This is a genomic window from Neoaquamicrobium sediminum (genome assembly GCF_040970315.1).
Taxonomy (GTDB): domain Bacteria; phylum Pseudomonadota; class Alphaproteobacteria; order Rhizobiales; family Rhizobiaceae; genus Aerobium; species Aerobium sediminum.
In genome coordinates this window covers 1,026,832-1,051,899 of sequence record NZ_JAZHFV010000001.1, presented here as the reverse complement: position 1 = coordinate 1,051,899, position 25,068 = coordinate 1,026,832, and the positions used below count along the sequence as shown (strand labels likewise).

Annotated in this window: 22 protein-coding genes; 5 read left to right on the top strand and 17 right to left on the bottom strand. The window is 65.1% G+C overall.

What is annotated here, in order from left to right:
• Nucleotides 1-6 precede the first annotated feature (6 nt).
• Nucleotides 7-798, bottom strand: a complete 792-nt coding sequence (locus tag V1479_RS05185) for an enoyl-CoA hydratase/isomerase family protein (RefSeq protein WP_368801938.1) — start codon at nt 796-798, stop codon at nt 7-9.
• Nucleotides 799-953: 155 nt separating this feature from the next.
• Between V1479_RS05185 and V1479_RS05180 the strand changes: the two genes are divergently transcribed.
• Nucleotides 954-2,093 (top strand): acyl-CoA dehydrogenase family protein, encoded by a 1,140-nt coding sequence (locus V1479_RS05180; RefSeq protein WP_368801937.1) that lies wholly within the window; start codon nt 954-956, stop codon nt 2,091-2,093.
• An 84-nt stretch (nt 2,094-2,177) separates the two neighbouring features.
• Entirely contained in the window at nt 2,178-4,688 is a 2,511-nt protein-coding gene (locus tag V1479_RS05175; RefSeq protein ID WP_368801936.1) for a heavy metal translocating P-type ATPase, read from the top strand.
• A 17-nt stretch (nt 4,689-4,705) separates the two neighbouring features.
• Here the strand turns inward: V1479_RS05175 and V1479_RS05170 are convergent, their stop codons facing one another.
• Both V1479_RS05170 and V1479_RS05165 read right to left on the bottom strand, forming a co-directional pair.
• Nucleotides 4,706-7,342, bottom strand: a complete 2,637-nt coding sequence (locus tag V1479_RS05170) for an AAA family ATPase (RefSeq protein WP_368801935.1) — start codon at nt 7,340-7,342, stop codon at nt 4,706-4,708.
• Nucleotides 7,339-8,460 carry a metallophosphoesterase family protein gene (locus tag V1479_RS05165; RefSeq protein ID WP_368801934.1) on the bottom strand — a complete coding sequence of 374 codons (1,122 nt, stop codon included), beginning with the start codon at nt 8,458-8,460 and terminating at the stop codon, nt 7,339-7,341. Before V1479_RS05165 ends, V1479_RS05170 begins: the two co-directional genes overlap by 4 nt.
• A gap of 182 nt (nt 8,461-8,642) precedes the next feature.
• Here V1479_RS05165 and V1479_RS05160 point away from each other — a divergent pair, with 182 nt between their 5' ends.
• On the top strand, nt 8,643-8,843 hold the full coding sequence (locus tag V1479_RS05160; protein WP_244648528.1) for a hypothetical protein: 201 nt from the start codon (nt 8,643-8,645) through the stop codon (nt 8,841-8,843).
• 49 nt (nt 8,844-8,892) lie between these two features.
• Here the strand turns inward: V1479_RS05160 and rpsU are convergent, their stop codons facing one another.
• The 6 genes from rpsU to cysG all read right to left on the bottom strand — a co-directional run bounded on the left by rpsU (nt 8,893) and on the right by cysG (nt 14,136).
• Nucleotides 8,893-9,186, bottom strand: a complete 294-nt coding sequence (gene rpsU, locus V1479_RS05155; RefSeq protein ID WP_173187630.1) for a 30S ribosomal protein S21 — start codon at nt 9,184-9,186, stop codon at nt 8,893-8,895.
• Nucleotides 9,187-9,387: 201 nt separating this feature from the next.
• Nucleotides 9,388-9,918, bottom strand: a complete 531-nt coding sequence (locus tag V1479_RS05150) for a DUF934 domain-containing protein (protein WP_368801933.1) — start codon at nt 9,916-9,918, stop codon at nt 9,388-9,390.
• A gap of 9 nt (nt 9,919-9,927) precedes the next feature.
• Nucleotides 9,928-10,680 (bottom strand): phosphoadenylyl-sulfate reductase, encoded by a 753-nt coding sequence (locus tag V1479_RS05145; RefSeq protein ID WP_368801932.1) that lies wholly within the window; start codon nt 10,678-10,680, stop codon nt 9,928-9,930.
• On the bottom strand, nt 10,655-12,325 hold the full coding sequence (locus tag V1479_RS05140) for a nitrite/sulfite reductase (RefSeq protein ID WP_368801931.1): 1,671 nt from the start codon (nt 12,323-12,325) through the stop codon (nt 10,655-10,657). Before V1479_RS05140 ends, V1479_RS05145 begins: the two co-directional genes overlap by 26 nt.
• Before the next feature lie 38 nt (nt 12,326-12,363).
• Nucleotides 12,364-12,672 (bottom strand): DUF2849 domain-containing protein, encoded by a 309-nt coding sequence (locus tag V1479_RS05135; RefSeq protein ID WP_368801930.1) that lies wholly within the window; start codon nt 12,670-12,672, stop codon nt 12,364-12,366.
• A gap of 21 nt (nt 12,673-12,693) precedes the next feature.
• On the bottom strand, nt 12,694-14,136 hold the full coding sequence (gene cysG, locus V1479_RS05130) for a siroheme synthase CysG (RefSeq protein ID WP_368802004.1): 1,443 nt from the start codon (nt 14,134-14,136) through the stop codon (nt 12,694-12,696).
• A gap of 203 nt (nt 14,137-14,339) precedes the next feature.
• On the opposite strand from cysG, the gene V1479_RS05125 reads away from it, so the two are divergent.
• Nucleotides 14,340-14,789 (top strand): baeRF12 domain-containing protein, encoded by a 450-nt coding sequence (locus tag V1479_RS05125; RefSeq protein ID WP_368801929.1) that lies wholly within the window; start codon nt 14,340-14,342, stop codon nt 14,787-14,789.
• Nucleotides 14,790-15,032: 243 nt separating this feature from the next.
• On the opposite strand, the gene V1479_RS05120 is transcribed toward V1479_RS05125, so the two are convergent.
• The 6 genes from V1479_RS05120 to V1479_RS05095 form a co-directional block, all read right to left on the bottom strand.
• The gene (locus V1479_RS05120) at nt 15,033-15,872 is read right to left on the bottom strand and encodes an alpha/beta fold hydrolase (protein WP_368801928.1); all 840 of its coding nucleotides are present in this window, start codon (nt 15,870-15,872) and stop codon (nt 15,033-15,035) included.
• On the bottom strand, nt 15,869-16,978 hold the full coding sequence (locus V1479_RS05115) for a branched-chain amino acid ABC transporter permease (RefSeq protein WP_368801927.1): 1,110 nt from the start codon (nt 16,976-16,978) through the stop codon (nt 15,869-15,871). Before V1479_RS05115 ends, V1479_RS05120 begins: the two co-directional genes overlap by 4 nt.
• Nucleotides 16,979-16,983: 5 nt before the next feature.
• Nucleotides 16,984-17,979 carry a branched-chain amino acid ABC transporter permease gene (locus tag V1479_RS05110; protein WP_368801926.1) on the bottom strand — a complete coding sequence of 332 codons (996 nt, stop codon included), beginning with the start codon at nt 17,977-17,979 and terminating at the stop codon, nt 16,984-16,986.
• 235 nt (nt 17,980-18,214) lie between these two features.
• Nucleotides 18,215-18,934, bottom strand: coding sequence for an ABC transporter ATP-binding protein (locus V1479_RS05105; protein ID WP_368801925.1), 720 nt, complete (start codon nt 18,932-18,934; stop codon nt 18,215-18,217).
• Nucleotides 18,931-19,695 (bottom strand): ABC transporter ATP-binding protein, encoded by a 765-nt coding sequence (locus tag V1479_RS05100; protein ID WP_368801924.1) that lies wholly within the window; start codon nt 19,693-19,695, stop codon nt 18,931-18,933. Before V1479_RS05100 ends, V1479_RS05105 begins: the two co-directional genes overlap by 4 nt.
• A gap of 169 nt (nt 19,696-19,864) precedes the next feature.
• Nucleotides 19,865-21,061 carry a substrate-binding domain-containing protein gene (locus tag V1479_RS05095; RefSeq protein WP_368801923.1) on the bottom strand — a complete coding sequence of 399 codons (1,197 nt, stop codon included), beginning with the start codon at nt 21,059-21,061 and terminating at the stop codon, nt 19,865-19,867.
• Between the two features lie 124 nt (nt 21,062-21,185).
• Here V1479_RS05095 and V1479_RS05090 point away from each other — a divergent pair, with 124 nt between their 5' ends.
• Nucleotides 21,186-21,743 (top strand): PAS and helix-turn-helix domain-containing protein, encoded by a 558-nt coding sequence (locus V1479_RS05090; protein ID WP_173187652.1) that lies wholly within the window; start codon nt 21,186-21,188, stop codon nt 21,741-21,743.
• A gap of 224 nt (nt 21,744-21,967) precedes the next feature.
• On the opposite strand, the gene V1479_RS05085 is transcribed toward V1479_RS05090, so the two are convergent.
• Entirely contained in the window at nt 21,968-22,717 is a 750-nt protein-coding gene (locus V1479_RS05085; protein WP_173187654.1) for an SDR family NAD(P)-dependent oxidoreductase, read from the bottom strand.
• Nucleotides 22,718-22,781: 64 nt separating this feature from the next.
• A complete protein-coding gene (locus V1479_RS05080) occupies nt 22,782-24,944 on the bottom strand; it encodes a transglycosylase domain-containing protein (RefSeq protein WP_368801922.1) in 2,163 nt (720 codons plus the stop codon).
• Nucleotides 24,945-25,068 lie beyond the last annotated feature (124 nt).

Below are 25,068 nucleotides of genomic sequence, written 5' to 3'. Positions count from 1 at the left end.
GCCGCGTCACACACCTTTGAAGACCGGTTTGCGCCGGGCGAAGAACGCCTCGACAGCTTCGCTGAAATCGTCCGTGACAGCGCAATCACCGAATGCCTGCGCCTCTGCATCGAGCTGCTCAGCGTAGGCGTTTCCGAGCGATGTACGCATGAGTTCCTTGATCCGCGCCTGCGCCATCGGCGCACCGGCGGCAAGGCGGGCTGCCAGCCTGGCCGTCTCCGCTTCCAGTTGGTCGCGCGGCACGATCCTGTTGGCCAGTCCGAGCCGCAGCGCTTCATCCGCGCCGACGGTATCGGATAGCAGCGCGATCTCCAGCGCCCGACGCACGCCCACCAGGCGCGGTAGCGCCCACGAGCCGCCGCAATCGGGCGGCGCGCCGATACGGGCATAGGCAAGGTTGAATGTCGCGTCGTCGGCCGCCACCAGCAGGTCGAAATTGAGTGCCAGCGACATGCCGGCGCCCGCGACGGCTCCCTTCACGCTGCCCAGCGAGATCACGGGAGCTGCGGCAAGCATCTTCAGCGCGCCATGCAGCGGATCGATCAGCTCGGCCGCCGCCGCCCGCGTGTCCTGCGACGTCCGGAAATGCGCAAGGTCGCCGCCGGCGACGAATGCGCGCCCTTCCGAGGAAATGACGACCACCCTCAAGGTTTCGTCGGCCGTCACCCGTTCGACGGCCGCGGCAAACGCCTGCGCCATTTCGAGATCGAGAACGTTGAGCCGGTCGGGTCGATTGAACCTTATCTCGGCTATGCCGCCGGCGCTGGAATAAAGCACCGGCCCGTCATTTGTCTGCATTCGTCATTCTCCCCCGGTGTCCACATCGGCGCCGCGCGTCGCCTGCCCCTTTTCTTGCAGGTAATGACTTTACTGGCGAGTGAATAGTCGCCAAACAGCCTGCATGCGACAAGCCTGCGGGATGCTTTTCCGCACCGGCAGAGAGAGGCCTATCGATGCTGCTGAACGAAGACCAGACGATGATCCGCGACATGGCCCGCCGCTTCGCGCAGGAGCGGCTCAAGCCGTTTTCGGCCGAGTGGGATCGCAGCAAGACCTTCCCGCGCGACCGCGTCACAGAAATGGGCGAACTCGGCCTGATGGGCATGCTGGTGCCGGAAGCCTATGACGGTTCGAAGACCGACTATGTCTCCTACGCGCTCGCCATCGAGGAGATCGCGGCCGGCGACGGCGCGCTTTCGACAGTCATGAGCGTGCACAATTCGGTCGGCTGCGCGCCCATACTCGCCTTCGGCGGCGAGGAACAGAAGGAACGCTTCCTCAAACCGATGGCGCGCGGCGAATGGCTGGGCGCGTTCTGCCTGACCGAACCGCAGGCCGGCTCCGACGCCTCCGCGATCAAGACCCGTGCGCGCAAGGTCGGCAACCGCTATGTGCTCAACGGCACCAAGCAGTTCATCACCTCGGGCAAGAATGCCGATGTCGCCATCGTCTTCGCCGTGACCGACCCGGACGCCGGCAAGCGCGGCATCAGCGCGTTCATCGTGCCGACGTCCACGCCCGGCTATCGCGTGGCGGGGCTGGAGGAGAAGCTCGGCCAGCATCTTTCCGATACCGCCCAGATCGCCTTCGACGACATGGAACTGACGCCCGACCTGCTGCTCGGCGAAGAAGGCCAGGGCTATCGCATCGCGCTCTCCAATCTCGAAGGCGGACGCGTCGGTATCGCCGCGCAGTCGGTCGGCATGGCGCGTGCCGCACTGGAGGCAGCCCTCGCCTACGCACAGGAGCGGACGAGCTTCGGCGCGAAGATCATCGAGCATCAGGCGGTCGCGTTCCGCCTTGCCGATATGGCCACGAAGATCGAGGTCGCGCGGCAGATGGTGCTGCATGCGGCCGCCCTGCGCGAGGCGGGCCAACCGGCGCTCAAGGAAGCCTCGATGGCCAAGCTGTTCGCATCCGAGATGGCCGAACGTGTCTGCTCGGACGCGATCCAGATCCACGGGGGCTACGGCTACGTGGCCGACTTTCCGGTCGAGCGCATCTATCGCGACGTGCGGGTCTGCCAGATCTACGAAGGCACCAGCGACATCCAGAAGCTCGTGATCGCGCGTGCGCTGGCGCAGGAGAGCTGACGCGGAACTCTGAAAAAAAGCGCTTGACCCTCCAGTGACTGGAAGGATTACCCGTGGTTTCATCAGGAAATCCGGAGACTGCCCATGGCGCACAACCACACACATTCCCACAATTCGAGCGGCGGTTCCTGCTGCTCCGCCCATGGCGGCAAGGCGCATGGCGTAACGCGCGATCCCGTCTGCGGCATGACGGTCGATCCGAACGCCGGCAAGCCGACGGCGACGCATGAAGGCCGGACGTTTCATTTCTGCTCGGCCGGCTGCCACAAGAAATTCACCGCTGCGCCCGACCAATATCTGACGGCGACCGACCCGGTCTGCGGAATGACTGTCGACCGCGCCAGCGCGGAACATTTCACCCACCATAAAGGTCAGGCCTTCTATTTCTGCTCGGAGCGCTGCCTGAAGAAATTCGAGGCAGAGCCGGCCAAATATCTGGGTGACCGGCCGGCGCCGGAGCCGATGCCAGCGGGAACCGAATGGACCTGCCCGATGCATCCGGAGATCGTGCGCGACAAGCCGGGTTCGTGCCCGCTCTGCGGCATGGCGCTCGAGCCGATGGGCGTGCCCACAGGTGAGGAAGGGCCCAATCCGGAGCTCATCGACTTTACGCGGCGGTTGTGGGTCAGCGCGGTGCTATCGCTGCCGCTGCTGGTCATCACCATGGGCCCGATGCTGGGCCTGCCAGCGCGCGAATGGCTCGGCGAGCGCACCGCGATATGGCTGGAATTCGTGCTGGCGACACCGGTGGTGCTGTGGGCAGCGATCCCGTTCTTCCACCGCGGCTGGGAGTCAATCGTCAACCGCAGCCCCAACATGTGGACGCTGATCTCGATCGGCGTCGGCGCTGCCTACATCTACAGCGTCGTAGCGACGCTGTTCCCCGGCATCTTCCCGCATCAGTTCCGCGGCCATGGCGGCTCCGTTCCGGTCTATTTCGAGGCGGCCGCCGTCATCGCCGCGCTGGTCTTCCTCGGACAGGTACTGGAGTTGCGGGCGCGCGAACGCACCGGATCGGCCATCCGCGCGCTGCTCGATCTCGCGCCGAAGACGGCGCGGCGCATCGCCGACGATGGTTCCGAGACGGACGTGCCGCTCGACGAGGTCGCGAGCGGCGATCGCCTGCGCGTCCGCCCCGGCGACAGCGTGCCGGTGGACGGCATTGTGGTCGAGGGCCGGTCCTCCATCGACGAATCCATGATCACCGGCGAGCCGGTTCCCGTCGAAAAGGCGGAAGGCGATACGGTCACCGGCGGCACGCTCAACAAGAATGGCTCTCTCGTCATCCGCGCCGAGCGCGTGGGCTCTGAAACCGTGCTTTCGCAGATCGTGGAGATGGTGGCCAAGGCACAGCGCAGCCGGGCGCCGATCCAGGGGCTGGCCGACCGCGTGTCGTTCTACTTCGTGCCGACCGTGGTGCTTGTCGCCATCCTGGCCTTCATCGTCTGGGCCGTCTTCGGTCCCGAGCCCAGCATGGTCTTCGCAATCGTCTCGGCGGTGTCGGTGCTCATCATCGCCTGTCCCTGTGCGCTGGGGCTTGCCACGCCCATGTCGATCATGACCGCAACAGGGCGCGGCGCGCAGGCCGGCGTGCTGATCAAGGACGCCGAGGCGCTGGAACGCTTCGCCAAGGTGGACACGCTGATCGTCGACAAAACCGGCACGCTGACAGAAGGCCGGCCGAAACTGACCGACGTCGTTACCGCCGGCAGCTTTGACGAGAAGCGGCTGCTTGGTCTCGCCGCAAGCCTCGAAAGGGGGTCGGAGCATCCGCTTGCCGAGGCGATCGTCGAGGGCGCGAGCGAGCGCGGCGCAAAGATCGAAAACGCCGCCGACTTCGAGGCCGTCACCGGCAAGGGCGTTCAGGGCAAGGTCGGCGATGCATCCGTGTCGCTCGGCAACCGGGCGATGATGGAAGCGATGGGTCTCGACACGCAGGCCCTGCGCCAGCAGGCCGATGCGCTGCGCAAGGATGGCAAGACGGCAATGTTCGTCGCCGTCGACGGCAAGCTGGCAGGCATCGTTGCCGTTGCCGATCCGGTCAAGGCAACGACGGCCGAGGCGATCCGCGCCCTGCACGAAAGCGGGCTCAAGATCATCATGGCGACAGGCGACAACGCGCTGACGGCGAAAGCGGTGGCCGACCGGCTCGGCATCGACGCTGTCCGCGCCGACATGCTTCCCGAAAGCAAGAAGGCGCTTGTCGACGAACTGCGCGCGGCGGGCGCATCGGTCGCCATGGCAGGTGACGGCGTCAACGACGCGCCGGCCCTGGCAGCCGCCGATGTCGGCATCGCGATGGGCACCGGCGCGGATGTCGCGGTGGAGAGCGCGGGGATCACGCTGGTCAAGGGCGACCTCAACGGCATCGTGCGCGCGCGGCTGCTGGCCAAAGCGACGATCCGCAACATCCGCCAGAACCTGTTCTTCGCCTTCGTCTACAACGCAGCCGGTGTTCCGGTCGCCGCAGGTGTCCTCTATCCGATCTTCGGGACGTTGCTGTCACCGATGCTGGCCGCCGCGGCGATGAGCCTGTCGTCCGTCTCGGTCATCAGCAATGCGCTGCGGCTGCGCCGCGTCAATCTCGACGGCTGAACCGCTGAGCGGCCGGATCAGCCCTGGTCCGGCCGCCACTCCGTCATCTGCAAGCGGTTGCCGCCCAGCCGCTCGAAGGCGCGCTGCCGGCAGGAAAAGACGATGATCTGCTGGTCGCGCGACTGGCGATGCAGCGCATCGAACATCTTCTCGATGCGGTCGTCGTCGGAATAGACGAGCGCGTCATCGAGGATGACCGGCGCGGGGCGTCCGTCGCGTGCCAGAAGCCGGGCAAAGGCAAGACGCGTGAGGATTGCAAGCTGTTCGCGCATCCCGCCGCTCAGCACGTCCACCGGCTCGTCCTGGCCGTTGCGGCGCAGCAGTTCCGGCAGCAGCGTGGCATCGTTGAACGAGACCGAGACATCGTCGAACAGCAGCCCCATCAGCGGCCGCAGCTCGTTCATCACCGGCTCGAAATAGAGATCGCGCGCGGCCGTGCGCGCATCTTCCAGCGCGCGGCGCAGCCTCGTCAGCGCAGCGACTTCCATCTCAAACCGCCGCACCAGCGTATCGGCGGCAGCGCGCCGTTCGGCCGTCTCCCGCCAGATTTCCTCGACCGCGCCGTCCGTCCGGGTACGGATGCTGCCGTTCAGGTCGGCCAACTGTTCTCGCAAGGATGCAGCTTCCTTGGCCGTCGCGTCGACCGCTGATGCCGTACGGCGCAGCGTCGCCTCGACAGTGTCGATATCGGGAGCGCCCGCTCGCAACGTCTCGGCCGCAGCCTTCGCTTCGGCGAACGCGGCTTCAGCCGTTTCGCAGACACGCTGAAGCTCGCCAGCGCGATCAGCGCGTCCTTCCTCGGCGCCGAGTGCCGCTTCAGCGACCGCACGCTCCGCTGCGATCGAGGAGAGCGCCTTTTCGGCATCGATAACCGCGGCTTCCGCTTTATCCCTTGCAGGCCGGGCCTCGCGTGCAGCAAGCCGCGCAGCGGCAAGCTTCTCGCCTGCGGCGGCATGCGCCTGCCTTGCCGCCTCCGGATTCGCTTCCGTTTGGTCTTCCGGCACAGGCAAATCCTGCAGGCGCGCGATCTCCGCGCGCAACTCGGCCACGCCCTGTGGAGCCAGCAGCGCGAGATGCCGACGCGCCGTTTCGAGTTCGATCGCCTTTGCCGATGCCGCCGCCTGCCGCTCGCGCACCTCGCGCAGGCTTTCGACGCCAAGCTGGCGAAGCAACGTCCGGTGCCTTTCCACTGCCTTGGCAAGCTTGCCGTCGGACGCCGCGCCTTCACGCGTGGAACGGATCGTCAACGTCCCGACACCTTCGATCCGGAACTGTTCGGTGCCGTGGATGGGCCGCTCCGCCCCGTCCGGAAGCGGCGCACCGCCATCGGTCAGCCGTCCCCCGGCACCATCGTCATAATCTATCCGCAGCGTCGTTGCGCGCGAGGCCTCGGCTGCATACAGCCCGGCGAGTTCTGTTTCCAGGCCTTCCAGCTGGCGCACCGCGTCGGCGGGAACGGTGGCAACACGCAGGGCGGCCTGTCCGTCCTCGACCTGCTTGTTCACCGCATCAGCCTTCGAGAGACGCTCGCGCAGTTCCTTGAGCCGTTCGGCGGCCTCCTTTGCACGCAGAGCGCGGTCCAGACGCGCAAGAAGCTCGCGCGCCTGCTGCTCCTCCATCTCCGCCTGCTCTGCCGCCGCCAGGGCGTTGTCGCTGACAGTGATAGCTTCGGTTCGCGCCGCAAGGGCCTCATCACGCCGTGCGATCGCCGCTGCTTCAAGCACTTTCAAGTCGAGCGCGCGTTGCAACGTGAAGCGAAATTTGTCGAGCGCCGCGCGGGCGGCTTCCGCGTTATGCCGCGCGAGGCTCTCCCGCGCTTCGGCGGCGTGCAGTTTCTCGCCATGCGCGCGAGCCTGAGCGAGCGCCTGTTCGGCCTGCGCCCTTGCCTGCTGTCGCGCGGCTGTTTCGGCCGGATCCTCAAGCTCCGCCAGCCGCTCGCGCGCCTTGCGCCGCGCATCGAGCGCAGTGCGCAAATCGCGGACCTCGGCTTCCAGACGCGCTTCCTCCGAAGCCAGCCTGTCCCGCTCCTCCAGCGCCTCGGCATACGGACCGCCGGCCCTGGGTCGGCCCGTCGCCGTTGCCAGTTCACCGAGTTCGGCGGCGCAGGCATCCAGAATCTGTGCCATGCGGCGGCCGCCGGTCAGCGCCTCGACCTCTCCCTGCACAGAGGCCAGCACGCCCTCGCGCGCCTTGCGCTCTTCTTCCTTTTCGCTGGGCGACCGATTCTCGATGCCGGTGATGCCCTGCCTCACCCACAACAGGCCCGCCGGGCCGCCACTGCTGCCATGGACCAGCTCGGCGATGAACCGCTCGGCCTCGTCCGCCTGCGCCACGATGCGGCCGCTTGCGAGATCGACGACGCCGGCGCGCTTGCCCGCATAGAACTGTTTCGTCAGCCGGAAGCGCCCCGCATCCGTTTCGATGTCGGCCTCGACGAGCGGGCTGCCGCCGCTGTAGGGGCGCAGCGACTGCACCGCCTTGGGTGTGCCGGAATGCGGCTGGAAGAAGAGCGCGTGGAGTGCATCGAACGAGGTCGACTTGCCATGCTCGTTGGCCGCCGACAGCACATTGACGCCATCGCCCATGCCTTCGATCGCGACACCGCGACCTGCGAAGCGGCGGACGTTGTGCAAGCGGACAGCGCGCAGCTTCACGACGGCGCGTCCTCACTATAGGAGAACAGCCGCGCCAGCGCCCCACGCGCGATGTCGCGTTCAGCCTCCCCGCGCTGCGGATCGTCGCTTTCGGCCAGAAGCGTTTCGGCCGCCTGTCGCAAGGCACCGGCATGGTCTATGCGGTCCAGGTCACCGCTCTCGCAGACGGTTACCAACGCACCGTCTTCATAAATCACATGGGCGAAGTCCGGCGCAGCATGTTCAACGGCGGCCTTGAGTTCCGCTTGTGCCGGCAACCTCGTGCGCCCCTGGGCGGCGATCCGCAGAAGGCTCTGCCGCTGCATCTCTGTCGGCAGCACCTGCGCAAGCGCTGCGTTCACGTCCTCATCGCCGAACAGGCGAAGATCGAGGGTGCGCCACTGGAACGCACCGGTTTCGGCTGGCGTGACGGTCGGTTCGGCGCCGGACCCCTCGATGGACACGACGAGCGCACGGCCGGGCTCACGATGCTTGAACCGATCCGGCTCAGGCGTGCCGCTGTACCACATGCGGGCATCGATACGGGTCAGCCCATGCCAGTCGCCCAGCGCCAGATAATCGAGACCCGCGCGCGACGCCCGGTCGGGCGCCAGCACGTCGGATGAACTGCCTTCTTCGGAGAAATCGCGGATCGCGCCGTGCGCGAGGCCGATGCGGAGCGTGCCCTCGCCCGTCGTTACCCCATCCATCCATTCGCTGAGATCGCGCCCGGGCCGTCTCGCGGTACAAGGTGCCGGCAGCACGACCACGCCCGGTGCCACGTCCACCGGCTCCGGCTCGAGAGCCAGCGTGACGTTGGCTGGAGCGTGCTGCAGGGCGGTTCGCCACAGCTCGTCGGCCACCCGGGAATCGTGATTTCCCGGAAGAACTATCCAGCGCAACGCGGGATCTTCGGCCATCGCCGCAAGCGACTGTCGTAACATCGCCGGTGTCGGCGTTTCGGTATCGAACGTGTCGCCCGCAAGCAGGATCACGGACGCACCCTGTGCACGGGCAAGGCCAGCCAGGCGTCCGAGCGCCTGATGGCGCGCCTCGCGCAGCCGCCCCCGCAAGTCCTCCGGCAGGTTGCCGAAACGCTTGCCTATGTGCAGATCGGAGCTGTGAACGAAACGAAACATGCATCCCGACTAGCAGGATTCGGCGCGGCGCAAGAGCGAAAAACGCTCCACGAACAGAGCAGCACATCGCTACAACTTAAGTAAAATTTTACCGTGTTGCTCGGTTTCCGTTGCGCAAACAGGGCCTATTCCGGAACCATTCCACCCACACCACGGTTTCCATTCACGAAAGGAAGGGAAACATGTCTGGAATGAAGGCAAATACGATGCGGGAGGACGCGCTCGACCAACTGATCCGCAAGGAGATCGGTTCGGCGAACAATCGCCGACTTCTCGGCCGCATGCCTGCCTTCAAAGTGGATGCGGACATGCCCGATCAGTTCAACGATCTACTTGCGGAACTCGACCGAGCCGAAAACGGACGGTCGCGAGCGCGCAGCTAGCAAAAAGGGGACGGCTGCCTGGCAGCCGTCCCCCTGAATTTCGTTAACATCACGCAGCGTTTGAGCTGGTCGACGGTGTCGCTTCAACAGCAGCAGGACGCGGACGCGCCGGGCGCATCGGCTTCTTCTTCGGCGAAGGCAGCAGGCCTTCCCGCTGCGCCTGCTTTCGGGCCAGCTTGCGCGCCCTGCGCACTGCCTCAGCCTTTTCGCGGGCGCGCTTCTCGGACGGCTTCTCGTAGGAACGGCGCGCCTTCATCTCGCGGAAGACGCCTTCGCGCTGCAATTTCTTCTTGAGGACCCTGAGGGCCTGATCGACGTTGTTGTCGCGTACAATAACCTGCAATTGCTTTCCTGACTTCTCACGGGTTCGCCCGGCATGTTCTGGACATGGAGGACATGGAAGCGGATCGCAGTGCGATCCGGCGAAGCGGCGCCAAGTCACGAAATGAGAGCGGACGATGCGTGCCGCGAATCCTGCGGGCGCCTGAAGATGCACCCGATATAGACCGCTGACAGTTTAATGCAACCCCGTGGGGCAGAAAGCTCAGGCCGCGGGACGCCTGCGCCAGGAATATCCGGCTCCAGCATCGCCTGCTTTGGCCGCCGGCTGATAGTGGAACGGGATACCGCCAATGCGCCCTTCACCGAGCCGCGAGAGCGCAGTTTCGTTGGTCACCTCGAACTCGCTGAAGCCGGTGCGGATCATCAGAGGGATCTGATCGATCAGCACGTCGCCCGAGGCGCGGATGGTGCCGCCGTATCCGTGCCGCGAGCGCAGCAGTTCGGCCTTCGAATAGCTGCGGCCATCGTTGAAGGCCGGAAAAGCGAGGGAAATCAACGGCACCCGTGACAGCAACGGCAGCAAGGCATCCAGCGCCTCGCCGGGCAGCACATGAACGCCGATGCGGTCGGCGGCTGCCGCCCGCGTGGCATCGTCGAGATCCAGGAAGACAGCAAGCGGCAGGATAACGCGCTGGTTACCCTCGAGCGCCTGAGCGTCCTCCGCATGGCTCCATTCGTCCTCGCGGAAGCCGTCCGGTGTCCACAGCCGGGTGACGGTTTCGGTCTCGCTCATTGGCATGCCCTAATAGGTTGGAGTGGCCAGTTGCTCGCCGAGCCCCGGCAGATGGATGCCGCATTCGGTCTTCGCCTGCCCGGCCCAGCGACCGGAACGGGGGTCTTCGCCCGGCTTGGCCGGCTCGGTGCAGGGGAAACATCCGATCGACAGGTAGCCATAGGCAACCAGCGGATTCTCGCGCAGATCGTGACGACGCATGTAATCGGCCAGCTTCGCCGTATCCCAGCGCGCCAGCGGATTGATGCGGATGCGCGGCCCGACCGCCTCGAAGACCGGCATGGCGCCGCGTGTCGAAGCCTGGAAGCGCTTGCGTCCGGTAAACCATGCACGGAACGGCGCGACACCGCGGGCCATCGGCTCCACCTTGCGTACTGCGCAGCAGCCGTCGACGTCGGTCTTGTGCAGATTTCCGGTCGGGTCGACACGCGCCAGTGCGGCGTCATCCGGCGTGACGATGCGGATATCCGACAGGCCGAGATCGTCAGCCAGCTGGTCGCGATATTCGAGCGTCTCGCCGAAATGCTTGCCCGTATCGAGGAAGACGACGGGCAAATCCGGATCGGTGCGGGCGATCATATGCAACAGAACCGCCGAATCCGCGCCGAAGGACGATACGGCGGCAAGCTCGCCGAAACCGAAGCGTTCCCTGGCCACCCCGATGATCTCATGCGGTTCAAGGCCGCCGAAGCGGGCATCGAGCGCCGCCGCCTCACCGATCGTATCGAGGCCGGCTTCAGGCAGCCTTTGCTTCGCTTCCATAAAGGGCCTCCTTGAATGGGGCAGCCCCCAGCCGCCGGTAGGTATCGAGGAACGTTTCTTCGCGGTCCGAGCGGCAGGCGAGATATGTCTCGACGACCGTCTCGATGGCCCCACCGATCTCTTCCGGACCGAAGCCGCGACCGACGATTTCGCCGATGGAGGTGTGCTCGTCGCCCGAACCGCCGAGTGTCACCTGGTAGAGTTCGGCGCCCTTCTTCTCGACACCCAGAATGCCGATGTGACCGACATGGTGATGACCGCAGGCATTGATGCAGCCGGAAATCTTCAGCTTCAGCTCGCCGATTTCCTCCTGCTTCTCCTGCGACGCGAAACGGCGCGAGATGTCCTGCGCAACCGAGATCGAGCGCGCATTGGCGAGCGCGCAATAGTCGAGGCCCGGGCACGCGATGATGTCGGTGACGAGGCCGGAATTCGCGGTCTCAAGACCGATCGCGACGAGCCGGTCGTAAACCGTCTTCAGGTCGGCGCGCGCGACATGCGGCAGGATCAGGTTCTGTTCGTGGCTGACGCGGATTTCATCGAATGCCAGTTCCTCGGCGATGTCGGCAACGGCGTCCATTTGCGCGTCGGTCGCGTCGCCCGGCGCCTCGCCGATCGTCTTCAGAGAGATGGTGATCGCCGCATAATCCGGATGGCGGTGCGTGGTCACGTTGCGGCGCAGCCAGGCGGCGAAACCGCGATCGTCAAGCTGCGCTTCCTTGACCAAAGCTTCCCCTTCGGGACGCACATTCAAGGCAGGCGGCGCGAAATAGGTCTCGATCGCGCGGATGTCCGCCTCAGGCAGCTTGAGTTCGCCGTCCTTCAGCGCCTCGAATTCCTTCTCCACCCAGCCCGTCAGTTCCTCGGTGCCGGTCTCGTGGACGAGGATCTTGATGCGCGCCTTGTACTTGTTGTCGCGGCGGCCGTGCAGGTTGTAGACGCGCAGGATCGCGGTCGTATAGGCGAGCAGATCGGCCTCGGGCAGAAAGTCCCTGATCTTCTTCGCGATCATCGGCGTGCGCCCCTGACCGCCGCCGACATAGACAGCGAACCCCAGCTCACCCTCCGCATTGCGCTTCAGGTGCAGGCCGATGTCGTGAACCTGGATCGCTGCCCGGTCGCGTTCCGCGCCGGTAACGGCGATCTTGAACTTGCGCGGCAGGTAGGAAAATTCGGGGTGCACCGACGACCATTGCCGCAGGATTTCGGCATAGGGGCGCGGATCGGCCACCTCGTCGGCGGCGGCCCCGGCAAAGTGGTCTGCGGTGACATTGCGGATGCAGTTGCCACTGGTCTGAAGCGCGTGCATCTCCACCGACGCCAGATCGTCGAGGATCGCGGGAATGTCTGCGAGCGCAGGCCAGTTGTACTGGACGTTCTGGCGCGTGGTGAAATGGCCGTAGCCCTTGTCGTATTTGCGCGCGATATGCGCCAGCACGCGCATCTGGCGGGCATTCAGCGTGCCATAGGGGATCGCGACGCGCAGCATGTAGGCGTGGAGCTGGAGATAGACCCCGTTCATCAGCCGCAGCGGCTTGAACTGGTCCTCCGTGATCTCACCGGCTAGCCGCCGGTCGACCTGGTCTCGGAATTCGGCGACGCGGGCCTTCACGAAGCCATGGTCGAATTCGTCGTAGCGATACATGCTGGACTGTCCTTAAAGCGGGACAGCCGCCGGCTCGATCAGGCGGCGACTGCGATTTCGGGGCGGGCCTGCTTGCCCAGGTCGATGCGGTTGGTGGGGCCGGCGGCGCGGATGCGCTCGCGAAGGCGAAGCGGCCGGATCGCGCCGTCCACGACCTCGACGTCGATCAGGTTCACGTCCACGACCTCGTTCTTGAGGAACGCCGCCTTGCCGGTGCGCTCGAGCCGCTCTTCGGTGGCCGCATCCTTGGCGAGTTCGGCGGCGTCGATCGCTTCCGACCAGGAATGATCTGCGGCAAGCCACACTGCTTCACCGTCGGAAAGCCTGTTCGCGGTCAGTATCTTCATCGGGTCGGTCCTTTCTGCGTCTCAAGCGGTCGCCGCAGCGGCAATACGCGCGCCGAGCGGTTCTGATCTGTCGAAATTCGCGCCGGCGACCGCGTCGCCGATAATCGTCATGACGGGACCCGCAAGATCCGTGCGCTCCTGAAGCGCGGGCAGGTCGACCAGCCTACCGTGGAACAGGCGGCGATGCCCCAGGCTGGCGTTTTCCACGACGGCGACCGAGGTATCGGGCGAGAGCCCTGCATCGGCCAGCCGGCCGGCCACGTCTGCGGCATTGCTGCGGCCCATGTAGACGGCAACGGTCGCGCCATCGATCGCGAGCCGCGCCCAGTCCGGCAGCGACTTGCCTTTCAGGTCATGGCCCGTCGTGAAGACGAGGGAGGATGAAACGCCGCGCAGCGTCAACGGCAGTTCGAAATCGGCGGCGGCCGCAAAAGCCGAGGTGACGCCGGGCACGACCTCGTAGGAGACGTTTGCCGCGCGCATTGCCGCCATCTCCTCGCCGGCGCGCCCGAACACCAGCGGGTCGCCCGACTTGAGCCGCACCACCCGCTTGCCGGCCTTGGCGAGTTCGACGAGCAGCTTGTTGATCTCGGCCTGCGACTTTGAATGGCAGCCCTTGCGCTTGCCAGCGGCGATCCGTTCGGCGTCGCGGCGTCCGAGAGCGACGATCGCCTCCGGCACCAGCGCGTCGTGGACGATGACGTCGGCTTCCATCAGAAGCCGATGGGCACGCAGGGTAATCAGGTCCTCGGAGCCGGGTCCCGCACCGACAAGCGCCACGTGGCCGCTAGCCTGACCCCTGTCCTGCAACAGAGATTGCGCGGCTCGATGGGCACCGGTCTCGTCACCGGCATCGAGCGCGCGAGCCGTCGCGCCGGTGAAGAAGGACTTCCAGAAAGCACGGCGCGGCGCGCCCTTGGGCACATGCCGCTCGGCAGCCTCGCGATAAAGGGTCGCCAGCGATGCCAGCGCACCCAGCGACGGCGAAAGCATCCGGTCGATGCGGCTGCGGATCATCTGGGCGAGGACGGGACCGGCGCCCTCGGTACCGATCGCAACCGCGACGGGCGCGCGGTTGACGAGCGCGGGGGTGTAGAAATCGCAGAGTTCGGGACGGTCGACCGCATTGGCCGCGACACCTGCGCGGCGCGCATCGGCCACGATGGCGGCATCGCGCTGTTCGTCGCCGGTTGCAGCAAAGACCAGAACGGCATTGTCCAGATAAGCGGGTGCCCACGCCTTCTGGATTAGCTCCGCGCCATTGGCGTTGGCCCAGTCTGCGAGGGCCGGTTCCGCGGCCTCGGCCACGATGCGGATTTCGGCTGCCGACTGCCCGAGCAGCCGTGCCTTGGCAAGCGCTTCCTCGCCATCGCCGACGATGACGACCGTGCGGCCTTCAACCCGCATAAACACGGGGAAGGCGCTCAGGCGCGTTTCGCGGGTGTGTGGCAGCTCCTCGACCATGGCCGGATTGTCGCTGCCTCGGCCGGTTTTCAGAAGAAACAGCCTCGCTTGGCGGATCGCGGCGGGCAATCGCTTTTGCGCCATGCAGCATCGCCACGCAAAGTTTTGCTCCTGATGCCGATCAAACCGGACAACGGACGGAACGGCCAACGATCCGCAAGCGTTGAAAGATCAACCGGAAACAAGGCTGAAAGGAGCAGGACATGTCTGGAATCAAGCTGGAGCACGACGCGTGGGTTGTCGTCGCCGATGGCGAGAAGGCGCTGTTCCTTCGCAATGAAGGCGATGCGAAATTTCCGAATCTCGAAGTGTTTCGCGAGATGCATGACGACAATCCGCCAACCCACGAACAGGGCACCGACAGGCCCGGGCGCTTCAACGACGGGCCCAATGTTCACCGCAGCGCCGTGCAGGAGACCGACTGGCACCGGATCGAGAAGGAGCGTTTCGCGAAAGAGGTTGCCGAGCGACTCTACAAGTCCGCGCACCGGGGCGATTACAAGCGGCTTGTGATCGTCGCCCCGCCGATGGTTATGGGCGAGGTCCGCAAGGAGCTCCACAAGGAGGTCGAGGACCGCCTCGTCGCCGAAGTGTCGAAAACACTGACGAACCACACGATCGACGAAATCGAGAAAATCTTGACGGCCGACTGATTGGCTGCTCGCATTCTCAGGGGGGCGTCCTTCGAGGCTCGCGGAGCCTGTCCTCGGGCTTGCCGAAGGCAAGACCCGGGGGCTCGCACCTCAGGATGAGGGATGTAGTCTGATCGAGTCTACGACGTCGTGGGCTCGATGGATTTCTGAAGAACGGCCCTCGAACCCACCGGCTCGCCGGAGCGATGCACAACCTCCCCTCATCCTGAGGTGCGAGCGTAGCGAGCCTCGAAGGACGCACAGCTACTCCGCGAGGAAGTCCCGCAACATGGCGATCTCGAAGTCGCTGGCAAGCGTCGGGGCGTGGCCGCAGTCGGGCATGACCTCGAGACGGGGGCGCGGCCCGCGCCGCACCATGTCCTCGGCGATGCCGGCTGGCAGCACGTCGGAGCTTTCGCCTCGTATCAGCAGGGTTTTTGCTGTGATTGCGTCGTAGGAGTCCCACACGTCGAGATCCGACTTGTGATGCGTAAACTGCGAGACGATATTGGGATCGTAATGGACCGTCACGCGCCCATCGTCTGTCCTGCGCGAGGAAGTGTCCGCCATCCGGCGCCAGAAGGCATCGGTGTTGCGGCCGAACGGCGCATAGTTCTCGCGCAGCCATGCCTCCAGTTCGCCGATCGTGTCGTAGACGGGCGGATTGCCGACATAGGAGGCGATCCGTCCCGTGCCGGCCTCGGGTATGTCGGGTCCGATGTCGTTGATCACGAGATGGGTGATACGCTGCGCGAGCGGGCCCGCCGCAAGCGTGACGCCGATCAGGCCGCCCATCGAGGTGCCGACCCAGCGCAGGTCGCCGATGCGGTAATGGTCGAGGACCGCCAGCGCCGTCTCGCCGAACACCCGATAAGAATAGTCGACCGTGTAGTCGCGCGCCCAACTCGACAGGCCGCGCCCGAGCGTGTCGGGACAGATCACGAAATAGGTGTCGCTGAGCGCCTCGGCGGCCTCGTCGAAATCACGGCCGGTGCGGGCAAGTCCATGCCACATCACCAAAGCAGGATTTTGCGGATCGCCCCATTCGGTGACGTGCACCTCGAAGCCGTCGCAGTTCACATACGCCGAACGCGGCAGGGTCATTTAGTGTCTCCCTTGCCCATGAGGGTGCCGGCGATGCCAGCCGGAAAGAAATAGACGAGCAGGATGAAGACCACACCGAGCCACAGCAGCCAGCGGTCGGGGTTCAGCAGGTCCGGTATCAGCGGCACGTCGGCGGTTGCCGCCGCGCCGGCGGCCATGAGGTCCTTCAGGTAGAACTGCGCCAGCGTCATGATGACGACGCCGATCACCGCGCCGAACATGGTGCCCATGCCGCCGATCACCACCATCAGCAGGATGTCGAGCATGATGTCGAAGGAAAGCGCGACGTCGGGGCCGGTATAGCGCAGCCACGTCGCCCGCACGATGCCGGCAAGAGCGGCGATCACCGCGGCGATGCAGAAGATGGCTGTACGATAGGCAACGACGCGATAGCCGATCGCCTCCGCGCGCATCTCGTTCTCGCGGATCGCCTCCAGCACCGTGCCAAGCGGCGAGGCGACAATGCGCAACATCGCCAGGAACAGAATCAAAGAGGACAGGAAGACGAAATAGTAGAGTGCGAGCCGGCCGTTCGCGGCGACGCCGAAGATGCGCAACGCCTTGCCGTCGCTGCCCTCGATCAGCGTATTCGCCGGCGAGAAGAAGCGCGGGATCGAATAGGTCATCCCGTCCTCGCCGCCGGTAAAGTCCGAAAGCTGGCTTGCCAGCACCATCATCACCGAGGCTGCGGCAAGCGTTATCATGGCGAAGAAGATCGCCTTGACGCGCAGCGACAGGAGACCGATCAGCACCGCGAGCACGAGCGCCGCAATCACGCCGAGCGACCCGCCAAGCAGGATCGCGTCGAACCCCGCGCCCATAGTTTTCAGCGCGATCGCCACCCCGTATGCGCCGAGCCCGAAAAACATAGTGTGGGCGAAGGACACGATGCCGGTATAGCCGATCAGCAGGTCGTAGCTCGCCACCAGAACGATGAACACGCAGATGCGCGCCGCCACCTCCTGCGCCCGCACGTCGGGAAACAGGAACGGCGCGAACATCAGGCAAAGCCCGACCGCAAGCACGACGCCGTAGACGATGAGCCTGCCTGCGGGAACGCGACGATCAATCCTGTGACCGGTGGTGGCTGGCGTCGTTGCTGTCATGTCGCTCACCCCTTCACCGCCGGCTTCAGTCCGAAGGGTCGCCACAGCAGGATCGCCATCATCAGGATCATGTTCGACGCCAGCGACATCTTCGGGAACAGGAAGGCCACGTAGTTCGCCATCAGCCCGACGAGGATCGCGCCGAGCAGTGAACCCTCGATGGAGCCAAGCCCGCCGATGATGACGACGATGAAGACGAGGATCATCATCTCCGAGCCGATGGCAGTCGTGATCAGCCCCTGATAGCCGGCCCACATGGCGCCGCCCATCGCGGCCAGCGCGGAGCCCGCCATGAAGACGGCGATGAACAGCCGGTCGATCCGGAAGCCCAGCGCCTCGACCATTTCCCGGTTCTCGACGCCGGCGCGGATCAGAAGGCCGATGCGGGTTCGGTTGAGCGCGAAATGCATGGCGATATAGACGACGAGCCCGAGGGCGAAAGCGAAGATGCGGTAGAGCTCGATGGCCACGTCACCAATGACGATGGAGCCAGTGAGCGCAGCCGGACGCGGCACCGGGATCGGCGCGCCGCCCCAGATCATCAAAATGAGTTCCTCAGCCACGATCAGCGCGCCCATGGTGATCAGGATCTGGCGCAAATGGTCCTTATAGACCGGCTTGACGATGACGCGCTCGAAAGCCCAGCCAGCGAGCGCGCCGAACGCGGTAGCAGCCGCGATGGCCGCCATCAGTGCGACGATGTTCATGGCCGCGCTGCCGCCCGACACCCATACGCCGAACCATGCAAGCACGCTCGCTGCAATAAACGCTCCGAATGAGACGAAGGCCGAATGGCCGAAGTTGAGCACGTCCATGAGGCCGAAGATCAGCGACAGACCGGACGCCATCAGGAAGATCATCATGCCCATGGCGAGACCGGCGACGGTCAGCGTCATCCATGTCGACGGCCGGCCGATCAGCACGAAGGCGATAAGGCCCAGCGCGACCGGCAGCAGCATGACGCCTCCGAAGCGTTCGAAGGTGGCGGAGAGGGTTTTCATGTTGGCCGTTTCCCCGCGATCGTTCGACCAAAGGAACCCACTCTATGTTGCCCCCCTCTGTCCTGCCGGACATCTCCCCCATGAGGGGGGAGATCGGCTTTCAGACCGCTCACCGAGCGCTTGGCAACGCCGGCGATTGGCGAAAACTGCGCGGCCGGCTGATCTCCCTCCTTGTGGGGGAGATGTCCGGCAGGACAGAGGGGGGCGTGACAGAGCGCATACATGACCAACATCCTCAATGCGCTTCCATCGACAGGCTGAGGAAACGGTTCTGGAGCGCCTCGTCGGCCGCGAGCTCGGCCATGGAGCCGCGATGGACGATGCGGCCGTCGTCGATCACGGCGACGGTTTCGCCGAGTGCGCGGGCAAAGAGGAAATTCTGCTCGACCAGCAGGATAGTCGTCTCGCGCGCGATGTCGCGGAAGGCGTCGATCATCGCGCGGATGATCGCAGGCGCCAGCCCCTTGGTCGGTTCGTCGATGAGTATCAGGTCGCGCCTCTCGATGATCGCGCGGGAAATGGCGAGCATCTGTTTCTGTCCGCCGGAAAGCGCATAAGCCTGCCGGTCCCAGAACTTCTCCATCGCAGGAAAGAGTGTGAAGACGCGTTGCAGCCGCTCGTCGTCGAACCGCCCCCCGGTCGCGGCGAGGCGCATGTTTTCTTCGACCGTGAGGCCACCGAAGATGCCCATGTTCTCCGGCACGAACGCCACGCCCAGCCTGGCGATGTCGGGTGTGCGCATGGCCGTGATGTCCTGACCGCGGAATACGATCCTGCCGGACCGCGCCCGCCAGAGCCCCATGATCGTGCGCAGCGTCGTGGTCTTGCCGGCACCGTTGCGGCCAAGCAGCACGTGCACGCCGCCCTCCGGCACGTCGAGCGAAATGCCATGCAGGATGTGATATTGCGCGATGTCGGTATAAACATCCTCGATGCGCAGGATCGGCGCGCTCATGCCACCTCCTCCGCACCGACGCCGAGATAGATCTCGCGCACAATCGGCAGCGCCATCACTTCGTCCGGCCGGCCGTCGGCAACGAGTTCGCCATTGTGCAGTACCACGATGCGGTCCGCGAGCGCGCGCACCACATCCATCTTGTGCTCCACCAGCAGAATGGTCTTGGAACCGTCCTTCTTGAGTTCGGCGACCAGCTCAAGGATCGCCGGAGCCTCATCGACCGACATGCCCGCCGTCGGCTCGTCGAACATGAAGATGTCCGGCTCCATCGCCATCAGAAGCGCGACCTCTAGCTTGCGCTGGTCGCCATGCGGCAGGGCCGAGGCAGGCAGATGCGCGACAGCGGCCAGTCTGGTCGCTTCGACGAAGCCGTAGGCCTTGTCGCGTATGTCGGTAAGTCCGGCGGCACGCGTGAAGATGCGCGCGCCCTGCCCCGCGCGGGCCTGCACGGCAAGCCTCACATTCTCCAGCACGGTGAGTTTTGGAAACAGGTTAGTGAGCTGGAACGCGCGCCCTATGCCACCCTTCGCGCGCGCCGATGGGGAGAGCGCGGAGATGTCCTCGTCGCCTTTGAAGATGCGCCCCTCGGTCGGCTTCAACTGTCCCGAGACGAGGTTGAACCACGTCGTCTTGCCGGCCCCGTTCGGTCCGACGATCACCGTCAACTCGCCAGGCTGGAACGCGCAGGTAACGCCGTTGACCGCCGCATGGCCGCCAAAACGGATCGTCAGGTTTTCGGTGCGGAGGGAGGAGTTCATCGCAAAGTCTTAGTGTCGGGGCCAACGCCCCCTCCACCGCCTTCGGCGGTCCCCCTCCCCCGTAAACGGAGGAGGATCCAGCGTCGCGGATGTCCGCGACCTCGGTTCCTCCCCTGCGAAGCGGGGGAGGGGGACCATGCGAAGCATGGTGGAGGGGCTGTTATGAGGCCTACTCCTGATTGTTCCGGCCGACCGGAATATCCATCTCTTCGGCCTTGATCTCGCGGACCAGTTCCGGCACCGCCCAGTCGACACCGTCCTCCACCTTGATCTTGAAGTGGTACATGGACTGCAGGGCCTGGTGGTCTTCAGGCCTGAAGGTCATCTGACCTTTCGGGGTGTCGAAGGTCATGCCTTCCATGGTGGCGACCAGCGTCTCGGTGTCCCACTCCTCGGCCTTTTCGAGGGCGGTGACGATGGCCATGGCAGACGCCATGCCGCCCGCGGTGAAGAAGTCTGGCGGGGAGCCGAAGCGCTCCTGATGCTGCTCGACGAGCCAGTCGTTCACCGGATTGTCCGGCGCCTCGTAGTAATAATAGATCGCGCCTTCCATGCCCGGCACCTGCTTGTAGGCGACGAGGGCCGGCAGGATGTTGCCACCGGTGGAGAGCTCGATGTCGTAGCGGTCGAGGCCGGCACCGGCCAGCGGCGTCATCGCGTCGATGCCGGCGACGTAGATCATGATGACCTTGCGGCCGGGCTGATCCTTCAGCGCCGCCGTCAGCCGCTCGATCGTGGCGGTGAAGTCCGTCGTCTGCTGCGGCACATATTCCTCGGCAACGAGGTGCGCGCCGGTGCCGTCGAGCGCCGCCTTGAAGGCCGACACGCCGTCACGGCCGAAGGCATAATCCTGCGCCAGCGTCGCGACGTAGAGGTTCTCGTCCGGGTTAAGCGCAAGCGCCTGCGCCTGCATGTCCATCGACGAGTTGCGCGAGGTCTTGAATACGTAGCGGTTAGAATCCGGCCCGGTGAGGCCGTCGGCCACTGCCGGCTCGACAAGCAGGATCTTCTCGTATTCCTCGGCGACGGGCAGCATCGACAACGCCACGCCCGAGGACGTATCCCCGACGGCGATCAGCGCATCGTCGTCGCCATAGGCCTCGGCCAGCAGGGCGCGGGCGACATCGGGCTTGAACTGCGTGTCCTTGACGATCAGCTCGATCTTGCGGCCCTTGACCTCCATCGTGCCGTCGGTGGCGTATTCGAGGCCGAGCTCGAAGCCGGTATGAGTCTGCTTGGAATAGGCCTCCAGCGGCGAACCCGACAGGCCGTGAAGCAGAGCGATGCGAACCGTGTCATCCTGCGCCAGGCCCGGCGTGGCCGTCAACGCGGTGGCCACGGCCAGCGCGGCAAAAAGCTTCTTCATGATGGTCTCCTCCCAGAGTATGACGGAACGCTGCGACTGGCGCGGTTCGGTCTGGCGGCTATTATCGTTTCCGGAAACCGGAACCCGCAATATCGTAGGAATACGAACGGTAGAAATACGCATCATGAGTTGGGCCGAAAACATCCGCGAGCTGGCGTTCGAGCATGCGCCGGTCGGGCTCGTGGTCACGGAAAGCCGCGTCATCCGCGCCTGCAATCCGCGCTTTGCGGAGATGTTCGGCTATGAACGCGACGAACTGACCGACAGGTCCTTCGCCATCCTCTACCCCTCCTTCGAGGAGTTCGTGCGCATTCGAGATGTCGGCGTCGCGCCGCTCAAGAAGAACAACCGCTATTCCGACGAGCGCATCATGGCGCGCAAGGACGGCACGCTGTTCTGGTGCCGGGTGCGCGGCCACTCGCTGACGCCGGACGACGACCCGCTGCGCCGCGCGGTCTGGAGCTTCGCCGATCTGTCGGAGACCCGCCCGGTACTCGACCTCACGACCCGCGAGCGGCAGATCGTCATGCATCTCGGCGAGGGTCGCACCTCCAAAGAGATCGCGCGCATGCTCGCCATCTCGCCGCGCACGGTCGAGGCCTATCGCGCGCGATTGTTGAAGAAATGCGGGGCGGCCAATGTCGCCGAGCTGCTGTCGCACCTGTCGACGATGCCGCAATAAAGCTGCAGCTTCGCCTTAGTGCGTCCTTCGAGGCTCGCTCCGCTCACACCTTAGGATGAGGACTGTAGTACATCGCATCGGCAAGATCGGGGTTCGAGGGTCGTTCTGTTGAAATATACCAAGACTGCCGCGAGCGGGCTGAGCAACCCACCTCCCTCATCCTGAGGTGCGACCCTGAGCCTGCCGAAGGGGAGCCTCGAAGGACGCACGAGGGCGCGGCAGCATCAGACGTGCTGGCCACCGTTGATGTGGATTTCCGATCCCGTCACGTAGGAAGCCTGGCCGGAACACAGGAAAAAGATGATGTCGGCGACTTCCGCCGTCGAACCCAGCCGACGCAGCGGGATCGTCTCGACGATCTTTTCGGTGCCCGGCGACAGGATCGCGGTGTCGATCTCGCCAGGCGCGATCGCGTTGACGCGGATGCCGTGCGGGCCGAAATCGGCCGCCATCTCGCGGGTCAGCGAACCGAGTGCGGCCTTCGACGTCGCGTAGGCAGTGCCGGCGAAGGGATGCACCCTGCTACCCACGATCGACGAGACATTGACGACGGACCCTTTCGCCCTGGCCAGTTCCTTGAACAGGCCGCGAGCAAGCATGATGGGGGCGAAGAAATTGACCTGGAACACGTCGCGCCAGACATGCATCGGTGTCTCGATCGAGTTCATGCGCGCGCCGCCCTCGAGCTTGGGCGAAATCGCGGCATTGTTGACGAGCGCGTCGAGCTGGCCACCCTCGGCCTCAAGCCGGTGGCGTATCTCGGCCACGGCCTGCCCCACATCCTCCGGGTCGGAAAGGTCGACCTTGATGTGATCCTCCGGGCCTGATGGCCAGGGACAGTTGTCGGCGAATGCCTGCCTGGAACAGGTGATGACGCGCCACCCTTCGCCCGAAAAGCGCTTGACGGTGGCGTGGCCGATGCCCCGGCTTGCGCCGGTCAACACCAGTGTCTTGCGTGGGTCGGCATCGGCCATGGCAAATCTCCTTGCCGCTATCTAGCGGAAGCCGTTGCCCAAAGCGAGTGCGCAAAGACGCACATCAATTGCCGAGGATGATGTCCATGATCGAGCCCACGGGTTTCTGAGCCTGGGCGCCAATATCGGCCTGCGGTGTCGGCGCGTCGATCGAAGCCGTATGCTCGGTACCGGGCTGCGCGCGCAAAATGTCCTCGACCTGCGAGAGCACCCGCCCGTTCCAGTTGCCAGGCAGGTTGGCGACCGGCACGCCTTCATGCGCGGCAGCCATGAAGTCGTTCCAGGCCGCAGCGGGCAGCGAGCCGCCGGTGATGTTCTTGGTCGCGGTCCCGTCGTCGTTGCCGAACCATACGCCCGTGGTGAGGTTCGCGGTGTAGCCGACGAACCAGGCGTCGCGGGAATTCTGTGTGGTACCAGTCTTGCCAGCCGCCGGCCAGCCGAAGGCCGCGCGCCGCGCCGTGCCCTGCGACACGGTTTCGGCCATCATCGCGTTCATCATGCCGACGATTTCCGGGCGCACTACACGCGGCCCACTGGTCGACCTGTGCTGGTATAGCACCTCGCCGCCGGCCGTGGTGATCCGCTTGACGAAGTGGATGTCCGGTCTGAAACCGCCATTTGCGAATGGCACATAGGCGGCCGTCAGCTCCAGCGGCGTGACCTCCGACGTGCCGAGCGCGATCGACAGGTTCGGCGTCAGATCGGATTCGATGCCCATACGCCAGGCCGCCTCGACGATCGCCGAGGCGCCCACCTCCTGCGCAAGCTGCACCGCCACGGAATTGAGCGACTTGGACAACGCCGTGCTTAGCGAGACCTGCCCGTAGTATTTCTCGTTGTAGTTGCGCGGCGCCCACTTTCCGATGCGGATCGGCGCATCGTTTCGCACCGTGTCGGGGAACAGGCCCTTTTCGAGTGCGGCCATGAAGACGAACGGCTTGAAGGCAGAGCCCGGCTGCCGGCGCGCTTCCGAGGCACGATCGAACTGGCTGGTCGCATAGTCGTAGCCGCCGACCATGGCGCGGACCGCGCCCGAGGCGTCGATCGACACCAGCGCACCCTGGCTGACGTTGTGCTTCTTGCCTTCCTCGTCGATCAGGCGGCGGATCGAGCCTTCCGCATAGGTCTGCAGGACGAGGTCGACGGTCGTCTCCACGACGATGTCCTGTCGCACCTCGCCGATGAGCTGCGGCAGCTCTTCCATGATACGGTCGGCGAAATAGTGCTCCGACCCTGTCCAGTAGGCGGTGGCGCGGACGGCCGGCGTGCTCATCGCGGTTGCAAGCTGGCTGTCGCCGATCATGTCCTGGTCGCGCATGGCGGCGAGCACGAGTTGGGCGCGCTGCTCGGCCGCCTGCGGATCGCGGGCCGGCGAAAGCCGCGACGGCGCCTTGAGCAGACCGGCAAGCAATGCGGCTTCGGACAGCGAGACATCGCGCGCGGACTTACCGAAATAGCGCCGCGAGGCCGCCTCCACTCCATAGGCGCCCGAGCCGAAATAGACCCGGTTCAGATACATTTCGAGGATCTGGTCCTTGGTGTATTTCTGCTCCAGCCACAGCGCCAGCAGCACTTCCTGCACCTTGCGCTCGATGGTTCGCTCCGGCTTGAGGAACAGGTTCTTGGCAAGCTGCTGGGTGAGCGTCGAGCCGCCCTGGCTGAACCGCGCACCGGCGATGTTGGTAACGACAGCGCGTGCCAGGCCTATCGGGTCGACGCCGAAATGGGAGTGGAACCTGCGATCCTCGATCGCCATTACCGCCTGCGGGATAAAGGGCGACATCTCGTGCAGGCCGACGGCCTCGCCGCCGGTCATGCCGCGATTGGCGACGAGCTGGCCGTTGACGGCGACGATGCGCACGTTCGGCGGCCGGTCGGGGATCGCCCACGTGGTCGCTGCCGGCATCTGCGCGCCGTAGAAGGCAACGAGGCCTGCAGCGGCGATGCCGCCCCAGATACCCATCACCATCGTCCAGTAGACGCCGCCGCGCAGGAGGCCGAAGAAGCCGCGCCGCTTCTTGTGCTTTCCGGAGCGCGAGCGATTGCCTGAAGCCCGCCGGCGGGTCGATCCGCTCGCCGCCTTCTTGCGGGTCGGGGCTGCCTTGCCCTTTCGCGCTGCAGGCACCACGCGATCGTCTTCGCCAACGAAAAACACCGAAGCGTCGTCGTCTCGCGATCCTCCACCGAAAGTCGGTTCTATGCGCGTGTTTCGATTTCGGCTGGCCATCCCGTCCGCGGGTCCGATCTCAGTCTGTGGGCATCGGGTCGGGTGGAGAGTAAATACGGCTATTTAAAGGGGGGTTAAGACGACAGATCGCGATAGTCAGGGATTTCAATCGCTTGCGAGGATT

Excerpts from the sequence above, each read along its gene's own strand:
- V1479_RS05145 (WP_368801932.1), bottom strand. The coding sequence starts at position 10,680 with ATGGAAGCGAAGCAAAGGCTGCCTGAAGCCGGCCTCGATACGATCGGT.
- V1479_RS05095 (WP_368801923.1), bottom strand. The coding sequence starts at position 21,061 with ATGAAGAAGCTTTTTGCCGCGCTGGCCGTGGCCACCGCGTTGACGGCC.
- V1479_RS05160 (WP_244648528.1), top strand. The coding sequence starts at position 8,643 with ATGTCTGGAATGAAGGCAAATACGATGCGGGAGGACGCGCTCGACCAA.
- V1479_RS05150 (WP_368801933.1), bottom strand. The coding sequence starts at position 9,918 with ATGAGCGAGACCGAAACCGTCACCCGGCTGTGGACACCGGACGGCTTC.
- V1479_RS05135 (WP_368801930.1), bottom strand. The coding sequence starts at position 12,672 with ATGAAGATACTGACCGCGAACAGGCTTTCCGACGGTGAAGCAGTGTGG.
- V1479_RS05140 (WP_368801931.1), bottom strand. The coding sequence starts at position 12,325 with ATGTATCGCTACGACGAATTCGACCATGGCTTCGTGAAGGCCCGCGTC.
- V1479_RS05090 (WP_173187652.1), top strand. The coding sequence starts at position 21,186 with ATGAGTTGGGCCGAAAACATCCGCGAGCTGGCGTTCGAGCATGCGCCG.
- V1479_RS05085 (WP_173187654.1), bottom strand. The coding sequence starts at position 22,717 with ATGGCCGATGCCGACCCACGCAAGACACTGGTGTTGACCGGCGCAAGC.
- V1479_RS05080 (WP_368801922.1), bottom strand. The coding sequence starts at position 24,944 with ATGGCCAGCCGAAATCGAAACACGCGCATAGAACCGACTTTCGGTGGA.
- V1479_RS05115 (WP_368801927.1), bottom strand. The coding sequence starts at position 16,978 with ATGACAGCAACGACGCCAGCCACCACCGGTCACAGGATTGATCGTCGC.
- V1479_RS05175 (WP_368801936.1), top strand. The coding sequence starts at position 2,178 with ATGGCGCACAACCACACACATTCCCACAATTCGAGCGGCGGTTCCTGC.
- V1479_RS05165 (WP_368801934.1), bottom strand. The coding sequence starts at position 8,460 with ATGTTTCGTTTCGTTCACAGCTCCGATCTGCACATAGGCAAGCGTTTC.
- V1479_RS05105 (WP_368801925.1), bottom strand. The coding sequence starts at position 18,934 with ATGAGCGCGCCGATCCTGCGCATCGAGGATGTTTATACCGACATCGCG.
- V1479_RS05185 (WP_368801938.1), bottom strand. The coding sequence starts at position 798 with ATGCAGACAAATGACGGGCCGGTGCTTTATTCCAGCGCCGGCGGCATA.
- V1479_RS05120 (WP_368801928.1), bottom strand. The coding sequence starts at position 15,872 with ATGACCCTGCCGCGTTCGGCGTATGTGAACTGCGACGGCTTCGAGGTG.
- V1479_RS05125 (WP_368801929.1), top strand. The coding sequence starts at position 14,340 with ATGTCTGGAATCAAGCTGGAGCACGACGCGTGGGTTGTCGTCGCCGAT.
- V1479_RS05100 (WP_368801924.1), bottom strand. The coding sequence starts at position 19,695 with ATGAACTCCTCCCTCCGCACCGAAAACCTGACGATCCGTTTTGGCGGC.
- V1479_RS05180 (WP_368801937.1), top strand. The coding sequence starts at position 954 with ATGCTGCTGAACGAAGACCAGACGATGATCCGCGACATGGCCCGCCGC.
- V1479_RS05110 (WP_368801926.1), bottom strand. The coding sequence starts at position 17,979 with ATGAAAACCCTCTCCGCCACCTTCGAACGCTTCGGAGGCGTCATGCTG.
- cysG (WP_368802004.1), bottom strand. The coding sequence starts at position 14,136 with ATGGTCGAGGAGCTGCCACACACCCGCGAAACGCGCCTGAGCGCCTTC.